The sequence below is a fragment of the Geobacillus sp. FSL K6-3411 genome, from assembly GCF_037965715.1.
GTDB classification, from domain to species: Bacteria; Bacillota; Bacilli; order Bacillales; family Anoxybacillaceae; genus Geobacillus; species Geobacillus thermodenitrificans.
In genome coordinates, this window is sequence record NZ_CP150187.1 from 2,686,937 (window position 1) to 2,701,022 (window position 14,086).

Annotated in this window: 9 protein-coding genes and 1 other annotated feature (1 of these 10 only partly in view); of the genes, 3 read left to right on the forward strand and 6 right to left on the reverse strand. The window is 51.5% G+C overall.

Annotated features, from left to right (window positions below):
• From NSQ22_RS13725 to NSQ22_RS13735, 3 genes are all read right to left on the reverse strand, one after another.
• On the reverse strand, positions 1–1,665 hold the full coding sequence (locus tag NSQ22_RS13725; protein ID WP_008881088.1) for an ATPase, T2SS/T4P/T4SS family: 1,665 nt from the start codon (positions 1,663–1,665) through the stop codon (positions 1–3).
• A complete protein-coding gene (locus NSQ22_RS13730; RefSeq protein ID WP_008881089.1) occupies positions 1,662–3,029 on the reverse strand; it encodes a VanW family protein in 1,368 nt (455 codons plus the stop codon). The genes NSQ22_RS13725 and NSQ22_RS13730 overlap by 4 nt, the downstream gene beginning before the upstream one ends.
• A 369-nt stretch (positions 3,030–3,398) precedes the next feature.
• Positions 3,399–4,745 carry a hypothetical protein gene (locus tag NSQ22_RS13735; protein WP_011887916.1) on the reverse strand — a complete coding sequence of 449 codons (1,347 nt, stop codon included), beginning with the start codon at positions 4,743–4,745 and terminating at the stop codon, positions 3,399–3,401.
• 124 nt (positions 4,746–4,869) lie between these two features.
• Here NSQ22_RS13735 and NSQ22_RS13740 point away from each other — a divergent pair, with 124 nt between their 5' ends.
• The 3 genes from NSQ22_RS13740 to NSQ22_RS13750 are packed head-to-tail and all read left to right on the forward strand — an operon-like array spanning position 4,870 to position 7,632.
• The gene (locus NSQ22_RS13740; protein WP_008881091.1) at positions 4,870–5,481 is read left to right on the forward strand and encodes a hypothetical protein; all 612 of its coding nucleotides are present in this window, start codon (positions 4,870–4,872) and stop codon (positions 5,479–5,481) included.
• The gene (locus NSQ22_RS13745) at positions 5,465–6,040 is read left to right on the forward strand and encodes a prepilin-type N-terminal cleavage/methylation domain-containing protein (protein WP_008881092.1); all 576 of its coding nucleotides are present in this window, start codon (positions 5,465–5,467) and stop codon (positions 6,038–6,040) included. Before NSQ22_RS13740 ends, NSQ22_RS13745 begins: the two co-directional genes overlap by 17 nt.
• A 14-nt stretch (positions 6,041–6,054) precedes the next feature.
• Positions 6,055–7,632: a hypothetical protein gene (locus NSQ22_RS13750; RefSeq protein WP_008881093.1), complete on the forward strand. Its 1,578-nt coding sequence runs from the start codon at positions 6,055–6,057 to the stop codon at positions 7,630–7,632.
• A 108-nt stretch (positions 7,633–7,740) separates the two neighbouring features.
• On the opposite strand, the gene NSQ22_RS13755 is transcribed toward NSQ22_RS13750, so the two are convergent.
• The 3 genes from NSQ22_RS13755 to NSQ22_RS13765 form a co-directional block, all read right to left on the reverse strand.
• A complete protein-coding gene (locus NSQ22_RS13755) occupies positions 7,741–9,747 on the reverse strand; it encodes a vWA domain-containing protein (protein ID WP_011887917.1) in 2,007 nt (668 codons plus the stop codon).
• A gap of 58 nt (positions 9,748–9,805) precedes the next feature.
• The gene (locus tag NSQ22_RS13760) at positions 9,806–11,110 is read right to left on the reverse strand and encodes a folylpolyglutamate synthase/dihydrofolate synthase family protein (RefSeq protein ID WP_008881095.1); all 1,305 of its coding nucleotides are present in this window, start codon (positions 11,108–11,110) and stop codon (positions 9,806–9,808) included.
• A 130-nt stretch (positions 11,111–11,240) separates the two neighbouring features.
• The gene (locus NSQ22_RS13765) at positions 11,241–13,883 is read right to left on the reverse strand and encodes a valine--tRNA ligase (protein ID WP_008881096.1); all 2,643 of its coding nucleotides are present in this window, start codon (positions 13,881–13,883) and stop codon (positions 11,241–11,243) included.
• An 89-nt stretch (positions 13,884–13,972) separates the two neighbouring features.
• Positions 13,973–14,086, reverse strand: a binding site (T-box leader) (it continues 241 nt past the right edge of the window).

Sequence of the window (14,086 nt, forward strand, 5' to 3'; positions counted from 1 at the left end):
TCAATGCAAAATGGCTACTTTCAGCACTTCTTCGAGTGTCGTTATCCCTTGCTTCACTTTCAATAGCCCGTCATCAAGCAAAAAAATCATTTTGCTTTGAATAGCGAGCTCGCGCAATTTCGAAAACGGTTCATTATTTAAAATGACGCGCCGCATCTCATCGGTCACGACGAGCAGCTCATGAATCGCCAGCCGGCCGCGGTAACCAGTCATATTGCACATCGGACAGCCGCGACCGCGGGCGAGTGTTTGCACCTCGATTCCACGGCGGGCGAAAATTTCTTTCTCCCGCTTTGTCGGTTCATACGTTTCTTGACAGTCGCGACAGACGCGGCGCACGAGCCGCTGTGACACGACACCAACGAGTGATGTCGCCACTAAAAACGGTTCAATCCCCATGTCGATCAAGCGGGTGATCGTGCTTAACGCATCGTTCGTATGAAGCGTACTTAACACTAAATGCCCAGTGAGCGAGGCGCGAATCGCCACTTCGGCCGTCTCGCGGTCGCGAATTTCCCCGACCATGATGATGTTCGGGTCTTGACGTAAAATCGAGCGAAGCCCTTGAGCGAACGTCAAGCCGACGTTCGGGTTCACTTGAATTTGGTTAACCCCTTCAATTTGGTATTCGACCGGATCCTCAATCGTAATGATGTTCACTTCTTCTCGGTTTAAATGGTTTAAGGCGGCATATAACGTCGACGATTTTCCTGAACCGGTCGGCCCAGTGATCAGCACGATGCCGTTTGGCCGTTCAATTAAGCGGATGAAACGCTCCAAATTCACCGAATTAAAGCCGAGTTTATGAATGTCATTCAAGGCTGCCCCTAGATCGAGGACACGCATAACGATCTTCTCGCCGTACACCGTTGGCAGTGTGGAAACACGCAAATCGACGGGGTGGAAATCGATATCCATTTTCATCCGGCCGTCTTGCGGAATGCGATGTTCCGTGATATCCATATTGGCTAAAATTTTAATCCTCGCTGTTAACATGCTTTGCATATGTTTCGGCAACGCCCGCTCGGTGCGGAGGAGACCATCGATCCGGTAGCGAATGAGCACTTTCGTCTCCTGCGGATCGATATGAATATCGCTTGCCCGCTGCTCAACGGCAAGCTGCAAAATTTGATTCACCAACCGAACAATCGGGGAATCATCGTCATCGGCCTGTTCGTCTTCGCGCACCTCCAGCGGCGATGCCTGCACAAAATCAGCAAACACCTCATCAATGTCGTAATATTTATTAATGGCTCTTAAAATATCGTCTTTCGAGGCGATCGCCGTCTCGATTTGAAACCCGGTTGAAAGACGCAGATCGTCAATGACGAAAAAGTCCATCGGATCAGCCATAGCGACGAGCAGCCGCTCGCCTTCGACTTTGAGCGGCATCACCATATGGCGGCGGGCGAATTCTTTCGGCACAAGGCTTGTTGCTTTCGGATCGATCGGATAGCGGTATAAGCTGACATGGGGAATGCCAAGCTGGAACTCAAGCACTTCAATCAGCTGCTGCTCGGTAATGTAGCCGCGCTGCAACAAGGCATCGCCAAGCTTTTGTCCGGGCACCCTCTCACGTAGCGCTTCGGCGAGCTGCTCTTTCGTAATTAATCCCGCTTCGACAAGCAAATCGCCAAGCCGTTTCCGTTCTTGCTTTTTGCTCATTTTTCTCCCCCTCCGCTCGCTTCCGTCTCCCCTTTACCGCTGGCAGTAGGCGCATTTTCACGGCTGTCCGCTTCATCGCCTTCTTTTGGCACCGGTTTGTCCCTTGTATTCTCTTCGCTATTTTCTGTTGCTGTCGGGTTCGGTGATTCCATCGATTCACCGTTTTCGCTTTCCGTTGATTCGCCGCTTTCGCCTTCCTCATCACTGCTTGGCTCGACGCTGCTTTTCGGGATCTCGAGACCGCGCACTTCAATCGTGTATGTCGGTGGATAAAAATCTTCACTGACCGTTTCCTTGCGGACGAGACGCGGCCCGTCGCGCACCTCGCGCGTCACCTCGACAAACAGCCCCAAGCGGCCCATTTGTTTCGTTTGCTTATCCCCCGGCGCCAAGCGCGCATCATATTGAACAACTGTGCGCGGTTCGATGTTCACCGCTTCACCGGTGCGAATGATATATTGATAGACAAATGGCAAGCCGGAGATCTCAGCGTGTACGCTTTGCCCGTCATACCGAAGCCAAAGCGTGTAATCAGTTGTGTTTGGATTGAGCCATTCCAAATCGCGGCCATTGCTGATGGCCGCTTCAAAACCGGGCGTTACTCCGTCGGGCAGCGTGCGGCTCGTGTAGCGCTCGGCAATAGCAAAATTCGTTTTTAGCACCGCTTGATAAACCGCCGAAGCGATCAAATCGGCCGCTCCATCACTGAAATCCGCCTTTTCCTTTTTAAGCCAATCATCAAGCGAAAACAGCTGCCCCGCTTTGATCGTCGCACGCCGCTCCGTCGACAGCCAGAGGGCAGCCGCCGCATCAGACAACGGTACAGCTGCTTCACTGACAACCGGCTCGTTCCCGTCCGGAAACGATATGTAGCCTGCTAAGTCAATGGGGGAAGACGGCGACTGCAGCTGAGCCGCCCGTTTCTCTAAGTCCTCCCCAAGCCGCTTGACATCCAGCGCCTCGAGCGGCGCTAGCGGAACGACAGCTTCCACTGCTTTGAGACACTTTTCCAAATCCATGATGACAAAAAGCGGGGTGTGCTTCCCATCAATGAGCCGCTTCATACTTTCTTCGAGACGGAACGTAAAAACATCCGCCGACAGGTCGATCTGTTTTTCTTGATATCGCAACGGAATGGATGCGGTCGCCTTCCATTGGTTCACTCGGCTAGTCACCGCCTCATGGGCTTCGGGCACTGTCATATTCGCCAATGAAACCGGTCCGACTGCCGTTCCCGCACTTAAGCGGCCGTCATCCGGAATTAACGCATTATAGGCAAAGGTGCCGAAATGCGAAAAAGTAATAAAATAGATCGTACAAACGGCCATCACAGCGAACAATTTCCACGGGGTCGCTTTTTCCACTGCCGACCCTCCTCCTGTTATGCTTCCATATTCATTGAGATATTGACGATGACACCCGGACCTGCTTCTTGCAACTTGTGCACACCCTCTTTGTGAAGCGTTGTTCTGACAACGAATAATAGGCGTGCATCTGCATCATAACTTGTCGACCCGTCGTTCTATTACATAATGTTCCATTCACAAACGAGCCAATATGTAATAATCGCAATCGGAAAGCAGCGCGCTCAAGTGTCGATAAAGACAGCGAGCGTAGACGGCAGCATTAAAACAGCGGTAATTAAGACACCATTGCAAGATACCCAGCGGCACGCCTTCTGTGCGCACCGTTTTCCGGTTCAGCCGTCTGTCTTCTTCCTATTGCTCTTCAGGTTATTCGCTCCCTCTCTTCCTGCCGGTTCGCCTATCTTCCTCGAGCTCGCAGTATCCGACCCCAGCTTGTCGGTTCTGCTTTGTTTGTCGCTCTCCTTGTTGCTCAAACAGTGCGTTTTCCTCATCCGTTTCCCCTATTTGCTCAGTAACGCTACCCACTTCCGACAGCGAAACTTGTGTTATGTCCGGCGGCGCATCTTTCACAGACGTCCACTCAAGCAACGCTTCCTGCTCGGAAATGAGCTCGCTTTCATCGCCATAGTCGTTATCTGCTTCAAAAAAAGTCAACAGGGAAGCGGCGTCACTCCGATCGATTGCCTGCAACAAATCGCAGTCATCGTGATCATTCGCTAGGGAGCCAGCGGCTGCTTCCGCCTGCAACGCCGCTGCTTCGATATCTGGCGTCATAGCGACCGGCAGCTCATCGAGCCAGTCATGCGAGGGGCGTGCCGGCTCATCAGCTGCAATGACCGACTCAAAAGCGGAATCGGAAGGTTGCTCCTCATCGTCCACCTGCATCGGAAGCAAGGCAGGCGAAAAGGCGGAGCGCTCTTCTTCACGCTCAACCGCCCTGCGATCTTCCCCCAAGGCAATGGACTCCAAAGAGAAAGGCACACGTTGTTCCGCATGGCTTGCCAATTCCGACAGCAGCGCGGCAGAACGTTCCGTACGCTCTTTTTCCCGTTCGAAGTCCTCAGCATGTTTGACCGCTGCCCCTAGCTCACCTAAAGCTGTCCCTAGGTCATCTAACCTTAACATCGATTCATCTGAAGACAGCCTCGGCTCATCGACAGCGGTCGTCGGTTCGTTCAACGCTGAAGCCGAATCTTTCAGCGCTGGTTCAAGCCCGTCTGAAGCGGGTTCGTCCGCTTCCAAACCGTCATGAAGGCGCACCGCTGCATTTGGCAAAGCAACCTCAGGAGCGACATGTCCGTGTTCCTGCCTGAACGCTGTTTGCTGGCGTCCGTCGTTCAAGTCATTTGCCTCACGCTGATCCGCTTCTTTGTCGTTATGGTCTATCGGCTTCATCAAGCGCACCGTTTTTTCTATCCGAGCATCATTCGTCTCGTCATCTTCTTCCTTTTCCGTTACCGACCGATAGAGGACCGTGCCAAACCGGCGGTCGAATAAATACGAAACCGCAGCCAGCAAGAGCCCGAGCAACAGCACGATTTGCCAAAGCGGCACGACCGATTCGGCCAGTCGAGCTAATACCGCGATGAGAAACGCAACTGCGACAACTACTGCACCCCCGGCTCGACTGAACCCAAGCGGCAACAACCAAATCGCCAAAAGAGCCAGTATGAATGCCGCAAGATAAATAACCGCCTCTTTCCACATGCCCATCCGTTCCTTCCCGGCGCAACGATTACAAATGTATGACTTATCACCCTATTACCCTAAAAATCTACATAGTAATTTTAACTTATTGTATAATAAAATTACATATTTTGAAAGAAGGTTGTGACGAATGTATTGGTACAATTTTCGTACATTTTATCAAAAAGAGGGATTCACCCTCATCGAAACACTGCTCGCCATCACCCTATTATCAGGCGTGGTGATCGGCTTGTTCTACTTTTTTACGAACGCGATGACATATACGTCCTACAACCAAGGGCGCACGGTCGCGATCAATATCGCCCGCGGCGTCGCTGTATATATGGGAAAATTGAACTTCTCTGCGCTCGAACAACATGTCCGCCAATCGACCAACGAACAAACGCCATTTGTAAAACTGACGGGGGTCGATTGTGAACATGCGGCCATTTTCCCTGAGCCGGACGTATGCCGAGCCCAATTCTCCCCGATGATCAATAATGTCATTTACGATAACGGGCGGGTCGCTGTTTTTCTCATTCCGTATGAACGAACACTCTGGGAACAACTCACCTCATCCCCTCCTGAGGAGTTCCCACGTTCACTGCGCGAACGGATCAGCGAAGAAGCGGAAAAAGTGCGGCAGTCTGAACTTGGCTTGGAACAGTATGCGTTGAAAATGTATGTGATCGTCCGCTGGGGCGATCGGTCCGAAGAGGCGGAGTGGGTGGAAGGAGTAATCACTGATGAGACGATCCGCTAAAGCCCAAGCTGGGATGACGCTTGTTGAGCTGCTTGCTGCCGTCTCCATTTCGCTGCTCATCATCGGCGCCATTTATACCGTCTTTCTGACCGGCATTCGCGCCTATCAACGGATCGGCATCGAGAACGAACTGCGCAGTGAGGCGGACTATGCCGTCGCCATGATGATGAACAAGCTGTACGAACTCGCTCCCGATGGCGTTGATCTAAGCGTAAGCAATGAACAGACGTTAACCTTCATTGAGGACCGACAACAATGGATTGACACCTTGTCTGGATTTGTTGCTGAACAAAAAAAGGACGGTGCCGCACTGACGATTTCGATTGAAGACGGGGCGCTTGCGATCAATGGGGAAGCCATTTCCTCATCACGCCTGTCGCTGGCCGCCGATTCCACACTTTCGCTCCGTTGCCTGCGCGAAGAAAAAAAGGGGGAAGCGCATATTTGCCGCAGCGGTGTGGTCACGATGAAGCTCACCGTGCAAGACCGCAAACACGCCGATCCGGATAGCTGGCTGTATGTACAACCGTTTACATTAAAAACGGAGTTCGGCTTTTAAGGGGGGGAAGCTCGATGAACCGCCTGCGTCTAAACGAGGCCGGCTACAGTTTAGTGACAACGATGCTTGTCATCACCATCTTCTTTTTGCTCGGCTTAACGATTTTAGCGGTTGCCGCTCAACAGGCGCGATTTACTGACGTGCGCGTCGAAGATATCGAATCGTTTCACGAAGCCGCCAACGCCATCGACGAAACGGTCGCCTCCTTAAAAGCGACCATCGCCAAGCCGGATTTTGTCCTTTCTACGCCGGTGCGCTTTGACGATGATTTAAGCCGTTGGCTGTCCGCATTTGAACAGCGATATGGAGTCACTATCCACGATGCGACTGAGGAAGAAGGGATCGACCGGCAAAAGCTGTTTACCCGCGTTTTCTATATTTCGAAGCCGCATGGGAGCAAAACGGTCACGCGGCGCGTCATTATCTCCAACACGCCAAGTTTTTTAAAATACGCCCTCGGCTCGGCGGAGGACTTGGCTGTCAACGGCGGCGCATATATCGACGGACATGTGTATGCGGGCAACGATGCCTATGTCACGAACGCCGCCAACTATATCGACCATTCACAACGCCGGACCGAACCGACTTCTTTTCCTTCCCTTTCGGCCGACAATGCCTGGCTTGTTCAAGGAGAGATGTTCTCTTGCAAAAGCGGAGCTGACTGCTATCAAAGGGCGTCAGGAACGTTTCTTCGACAGTCAATTCACTTTTCCTTTGGTTTAGAGGGAGCGACCGTACAAAAAGAAACAGACGATTTTATTGACGTTGATTTTAACTGGACGGTGAAAGATAAGCTGCTTAATGCGGCAGGTATCGAAACGTTTAGCGATGAATACGAACAATGGATTGATAAGGGCATTCCAGACATGCTTTCGATGCTCGAAGACCGCCTAACGTTGGTGGATGACATTGAGCCACTGCTCGACGGTTCGTGGCATCAGTCTGTCCTGCTTTATCATCCAGAAGTTTCCTCGTTTTTTGTTGATCATGGGGAAATTGACCTAAAGAAACATTGGCTCATCGTCAACGGCGATTTGTTTTTAGGCAATACGGCACAGACGCCGACAAAAGTGCGCGGCAATTTGATCGTGCTCGGTGATTTAACGATTCAAGGAAATGTCGCGTTTGACGCCTCTGTATATGTCACCGGGCGCACGCTCATTTATGACGCTGACATTAGCGATTGGGACGGAAAAGAGCTTGTCCTGTTATCCGACGGTCCGCTTGAGCTGGCGCGCATTAATGAGTTTCATAATTCGTTTCCGCGGCAGCCGAACTTAAAAGGCTATTTTTACACGAGCAGCAATGCCACAGTCTATGCGGTTGGCTCGTACATTCATATTCAAGGCGGCTTGTTCGCACGCGGCGATGCATCCAAACACGCACCGGATGCTGACATATCCGGCCTTGTCGTCAACGCTTATCGCGGCCGGGCGGAAAACGGATTGTCGTTCATTCCAGCTCCGGATGACGACATCGGCCAGTCGCGTCTCGTCATCCGTCACGACCCGCAAGTGCTGATCGACCGCGGGGAAGGTCTTCCGTTTGTCAAACGGTTGTCCCTCGTTGTAGACCGGTTGAAAGTAGAATAAAGAAAAAGGCGGCTAGGTCGATCTGGCCGCCCTTTTTTACGGAAAAACCTCCACTAATTTGTCGATATCATTTGATCTCGTCAACAAGCTTAGTTGTGTTGATGTCGATTACCATCGGTTTCGCCCGTCGTTATCACCGTGATCTTCCGGTTCGCGAACAATCACCGTCACGCTCGCCCGAATCGGCTGATGATCGCTCGTTTTCGCATTAGCAGTCGCCGTCACCGTCGCATAACCGACATCGTTGGCAACCAAAACCCACTCGCCGTTTTCACGGACAACCTCGACATACTCCGGTGCGGACGATTCAACGGAGCGAAGCGTTTGATCGGTCGCATTGTCTGGAATGAAGCGAAGCTGCGGCATTACTTCAAGCCGTTCGCCAACTTCCATGTACAGCACCCGGGGAAACTCCATCCGTTCGAGCGGCACGTATGCATCTTTCACTATGACCGTCGCAGTTTTGGTCACTGCCGGCTGCAACTGCCCGTATACATCACGGTACGTTAGTTCGGCCGTAAACGTATATGTCCCTTTTTGCTTAAAGGAGACGGAAACCGGAATCGTAATCGGCGCCGGCGCTGGCTTCCCGACTTCATACGGAATCGAAAACGAAATATACGCGTTTTGTTTGTCTTCATCTAGCCATACTTGGCCGTTTTCTGTAATGGTCACATTGCCTCCAAAGGAAGCAAGCGGAATACGAACCGTTCCCGTTAAAGTCGGATCGGTGGGCATTTGTGAAAACCGTTGAAACAGCTCAGTCAAGTTTTGCGGTGTTCCTTGCCGCACTTCCCCTCCTGCTGTCGTCGACAGTGCTCGCAAATAGTCCATATCGACCTCGTGATTGTTGCCAAAACCGATCGAATACAGCGTGATGTTGTTCATGACAAGCGTTTTTGCCACATTGACGGCATCACCGTAAGCCTTCCCTTCACCCCAGGCATAAGTGAACGAATAGCCGTTATCGTTGGAAAACAGCCACCCATTCACATAATCGATATGATTGTTGTAAAATAGCCGGTCATAACCGTCCTTATCGGTAAAGCTGATGCTCGTCATTTTTCCGTCGCTGTACAATCCATATATGAGCGGTAGGGAAGCGGTGATTTTTTCACCATCATCTTTAAAACCTTTCTTAATTTCCTTATGTGTAATCGAACTCGTTGTGTTTAGCACAGTCGGCATTCCATCAGTCAAAAAGATAATGTACTTTTTCCGCTCTGGATCGTTAAAATACGACTGAGCCAACGACAAGGCAGCCGAGTAGTTCGTCCCGCCGTTGGCCGTCAAACGGTTTCCTTCATCAAGTATGGCGTCTAATTGACTGATAACATTTGATTTCGATCCGAACGGAACAACACTTGTTGCCTTCACGTCATCAGAAAACGGAATCAGAGCAAACCGATCATTTGGATGATAATTGGTTTTGAAATAATTCACCGCTGCCTGCAAAGCGGATTTGGCGCTTTGCAGCTTCATCGTCGTCATGGAGCCTGACACGTCCATCACAAACACGACATCGATCGGCGGGCGAACAGGCGCCGGAACCCCACCTTGCGGGATGAGCGTCACATCGAGTCGTCCTTGGGCATCGCCGTCTGGCGGCTTGGCGTATTCTGGCTGTGAAAATGAGAGGGAAAAATCCAATTTCGCCGTGCTCGTCTCCGTTTGCCTCGTATATTCATAAGGCGGCTGCGGAAATGAAAAATACACCTCTTCTTGTCCGTTTCCTAACACCCGGTAAGCATCGACAACGATTTCATAAGTGGCCGTTGTTCCCGGAGCCGATGGCCATTTGCCGCGCATATCGAGCGAAAATGTATACTTTTTCTCGCCGTTCCGATCCGGCTCTACTTCCACCGCTTCCGTCCGGTAGCTGACAGCAGTGCCGTTTTGTCCTTTCAGCTGAATGCGAACCTCAAAAAAGCGAATGCTGTTGCCTTTTCCATCACCTTCTCCCGGAGCGGTCGCCCATCCTTCAATTTTCTCCTCGGAAACGGAAGTGATCGCTCCCTTTTTTGGGTCGGCATAAACGACATCTGCGGTGTTCGGCCATATACTTGCCATCAGCCAGAACAACATCCCCCATAACAGCCATCTTCGTCGCCGCATGCGCCTCCCCTCCCGTGCCAAAAGAACTATTTTTCTTTCATTATATCAATTCTTTTCATCAATTGGCATCGGTTTTTAAAAGTTTCCGCACTTCCGATAGAAAATAAAGCGATCCGGTGACAAGCAGCAGCTCATCATCCCCTATTTGTTTTTTCTTCTCACGGATCCAGCCGGTCCAATCGTCCGTGACCGCTTTCTGTGGATGAGAAGAAAGGGCGGCAAGTGCATCAGCCGCTGCGGCGCGTGGGAAATCAAACGTCGTAAACGTAATTGTCTCAGCCAGCTCGTCAAGCAGACGGATCATTCGTTCAAGCGGCTTGTCGGCCAACGCAGCAAACAACACATGCACCCGCTTGTCCGAGTAATGGGTGCGCACCGTGTCAACAAGAGCGCGAATACCGGCTTCGTTATGGGCGCCGTCGATAATGACAAGCGGATCATCGCTCACCCGCTCAAACCGGCCCGGCCAAGCAGCCATAGCGAGTCCGTCGTGAATGTGCTCCGGTTCAATCAAAAACGAATAGTTCAGCCGAAGCAATTCAGCCGCCATGACGGCCGTCGCCGCGTTTTCAATTTGGTGGGCTCCCGGCATGTGAATGCGTAAGTCACGATACTCAGCAAACGGCGTTGTGATGGAAAATTGCTCCCCTTCAGCGGTCGTTTGCTGGTGGGAAACGGAAAAATCAACGCCAAGCCAGTATGTTTTCGCTTTCCGCTCCGCCGCCGTCTTAGCGATGACCTCCCGTGCTTCCGGCTCATTCACCGCTGTCACAAGCGGAACCCCCGATTTGATGATTCCTGCTTTTTCGGCCGCAATTTGCGCGAGCGTATCGCCTAAAATGTTCATATGGTCGTAGCTGACGTTCGTAATGACGGAAACGAGCGGATAAATCACATTCGTCGAGTCCAATCGTCCGCCAAGCCCGACTTCAATAAGTACAATATCTTGAATCCGTTTTTTGCCGAAGTAATAGAGCATCATAGCGGTGATCACTTCAAATTCGGTCGGTCCACCAAGTTCTGTTCGTTCGAGTTCGTCCGAGAGCGGTTGAATGACTTGCACAAGCTCAACGATTTCTTCATCGCGAATCGGTTCGCCGTTGATGCTGATCCGTTCGTTAAATTGCTCAACGTACGGTGAGGTGAACGTACCGACCGAATAACCGGCCGCCTGCAAAATCGAACGCAAATACGCCACTGTCGACCCTTTGCCGTTCGTTCCGCCGATATGGACAGCACGGACGCGGCGTTCCGGATGGCCGAGCTTTTCCATCATCCATTCCATCCGGGCCAACCCCGGCTTCATGCCAAGACGTAGCCGCTCATGAATCCAAGTGACGGCTTCTTCATATGTCCGGATCATGCTGATGACTCCTCCCTCGAGAAGATGGATATAAGAAATTAGCGATTGACTAGGTGTTTCGCTAGCGAAAAAGACGAACCCGCATGATAGCGGATTCGTCTTCATCATAATCAACAAAAGAATTGTTTGTCTACCGTTTCAACTCGGCAAGACGCGCTTTCACTGCTTCGCGTTTTTCGATGTAATCTTGCCGCTTGCGCCGCTCTTCCTCGACGACATGAGCCGGCGCTTTTGCCAAAAAGCCTTCGTTCGCCAGTTTCTTTTCGACACGCTCGACTTCTTTGTTCCATTTGTCGAGCTCTTTCTCAAGCCGCTTGATTTCTTCTTCGATATTGATGAGTCCTTCAAGCGGCAAAATGAGCTCTGCCCCTGTGACGACAGCAGTCATCGCTTTTTCTGGCGCCGGAACATCCGTGTCAATGATCAATTCGCTCGGATTGCAGAACCGTTCGAGATAAGCGCGGTTTTTCATAAGCGCTGCGCGCACTTGTTCGTCTTTTGTCTTAATGTAGAGCGCAATCGGTTTGCTCGGCGGCGTATTGACTTCGGCACGAACGTTTCGGACCGCGCGGATAATGTCAACGAGCATCCGCATTTCTTCCGCCGCTTCTTCGTTTGACAGCTCCGGACGCACTTGCGGCCACGAGGCAACGGTAATCGATTCGCCGTCATGCGGCAAGTTTTGCCAAATTTCCTCGGTAATGAACGGCATGAATGGATGCAACAAGCGCATCGTATTGTCAAGCACATACGCTAAAACTGAACGCGTCGTCTTTTTCGCTGTCTCATCATCGCCGTAAAGCGGCAGCTTCGCCATTTCAATGTACCAGTCGCACAAATCGTCCCAAATAAAGTTGTACAACGTGCGACCGACTTCACCAAACTCGTATTTGTCGGCGAGCTTCGTCACCGTGTCGATCGTTTCATTTAAGCGCGTTAAAATCCAATGGTCGGCGACCGTTTTTTCGCCGCTCAAATCGAGCTCCTCATATGTCATGCCGCCCATGTTCATTAAGGCGAAACGTGAAGCGTTCCAAATTTTGTTAGCAAAATTCCACGTCGCCTCAACTTTTTCCGTGCTAAAGCGCAAATCTTGTCCTGGCGAGCTACCGGTCGCTAGGAAGTAGCGGAGCGCATCGGCGCCGTATTGGTCAATGACATCCATCGGGTCGACACCGTTGCCGAGCGACTTGCTCATTTTTCTTCCTTGAGCGTCGCGGACGAGGCCGTGGATCAACACATCTTTAAACGGTCTCTTCCCAGTGAACTCAAGCCCTTGGAAAATCATGCGCGACACCCAGAAGAAAATGATGTCATAGCCGGTGACAAGCACATCGGTCGGGTAATAGCGCTTGTAGTCCGGCGCTTCCGTATCCGGCCACCCCATTGTGGAGAACGGCCAGAGTGCCGAGCTGAACCATGTATCAAGCACATCCGGGTCTTGCTCCCAATTTTCAATGTCTGCCGGCGGCTCGTGGTCGACGTAAATTTCACCCGTTTCTTTATGGTACCACGCCGGAATGCGGTGCCCCCACCAAAGCTGACGCGAAATGCACCAGTCGCGAATGTTCTCAAGCCAGTGCAAGTACGTTTTTTCAAACCGCTCCGGCACAAATTGCACTTTTCCTTCTGTTTGCTGCATCTTGATGGCAGCTTCCGCGAGCGGCTTCATTTTTACGAACCATTGTGTCGACAAATACGGTTCAACAACGGCGCCGCTCCGTTCACTGTGCCCGACCGAGTGGACGTGTTCCTCAATTTTAAAGAGGACGCCTTGCTCTTGTAAATCACGGACGATTTGCTTCCGGCATTCAAACCGGTCAAGCCCTTGATATTGCAATGCGTTTTCGTTCATTGTACCGTCTTCGTTCATGACGAGAATGCGCGGCAAGTTGTGGCGGTTGCCAACTTCAAAGTCGTTCGGATCGTGTGCCGGTGTAATTTTCACCGCGCCGGAACCGAATTCCATATCGACATACTCATCAGCGATGATCGGAATTTCCCGGCCAACGATTGGCAATTTCACCATCTTGCCGATCAAGTGTTTATACCGCTCGTCATCCGGATGAACCGCGACGGCCGTGTCACCGAGCATCGTTTCTGGACGGGTTGTCGCTACTTCAATGTAGCCCGAGCCGTCAGCGAGCGGATAGCGCAAATGATAAAGCGCACCTTTCACTTCCTTGTAAATGACCTCGATGTCGGACAAGGCGGTTTTGGTCGCCGGATCCCAGTTGATAATGTATTCACCGCGGTAAATGAGCCCTTTCCGGTAAAGCGAGACGAACACTTCGCGTACGGCTTTTGACAGCCCTTCATCAAGCGTAAACCGCTCGCGCGTGTAATCGAGGCCGAGCCCTAATTTTGCCCATTGGCTGCGGATATGGCCGGCATATTCTTCTTTCCATTTCCACGTTTCTTCCAAAAATTTTTCCCGTCCTAAATCGTAGCGGGACAGTCCTTGTTGGCGCAATTTTTCTTCCACTTTCGCCTGGGTGGCGATGCCGGCATGGTCCATACCCGGAAGCCATAGGACATCATACCCTTGCATCCGCTTCATGCGCGTAATGATGTCTTGCAGCGTCGTATCCCACGCATGGCCCAAATGCAGTTTGCCTGTGACGTTCGGCGGTGGGATAACGATCGTAAACGGTTGTTTGTCCGGATCGCCGGTCGTTTCAAAAAACTTGCCTTTCAGCCACCAGTCATAGCGCCCCGCTTCAACAGCGCGGTGATCGTATTTTGGCGGCATCGACACTTCATGCTGTGCCACTTTTATTCCCTCCTTCATGTGATAAACAATGGCTGTGTTGCCTACAGGATCAACCGTCCGATAGGCAAGCAAAAAAGCCCCTTTCATCCAAAAAGGACGAAAGGAGCTGCTTTCGCGGTACCACCTTTTTTCTTAAGCCTAGAAGAACGGTGAAAAGGTGCCATTTTCCGAGCATCGGGCAATATTCCATCAGGAGCGGCCGC

Coding starts and splice junctions, on each gene's coding strand:
- NSQ22_RS13755 (WP_011887917.1), bottom strand. CDS start 9,747: ATGCGGCGACGAAGATGGCTGTTATGGGGGATGTTGTTCTGGCTGATG.
- NSQ22_RS13750 (WP_008881093.1), top strand. CDS start 6,055: ATGAACCGCCTGCGTCTAAACGAGGCCGGCTACAGTTTAGTGACAACG.
- NSQ22_RS13760 (WP_008881095.1), bottom strand. CDS start 11,110: ATGATCCGGACATATGAAGAAGCCGTCACTTGGATTCATGAGCGGCTA.
- NSQ22_RS13735 (WP_011887916.1), bottom strand. CDS start 4,745: ATGGGCATGTGGAAAGAGGCGGTTATTTATCTTGCGGCATTCATACTG.
- NSQ22_RS13745 (WP_008881092.1), top strand. CDS start 5,465: ATGAGACGATCCGCTAAAGCCCAAGCTGGGATGACGCTTGTTGAGCTG.
- NSQ22_RS13725 (WP_008881088.1), bottom strand. CDS start 1,665: ATGAGCAAAAAGCAAGAACGGAAACGGCTTGGCGATTTGCTTGTCGAA.
- NSQ22_RS13740 (WP_008881091.1), top strand. CDS start 4,870: ATGTATTGGTACAATTTTCGTACATTTTATCAAAAAGAGGGATTCACC.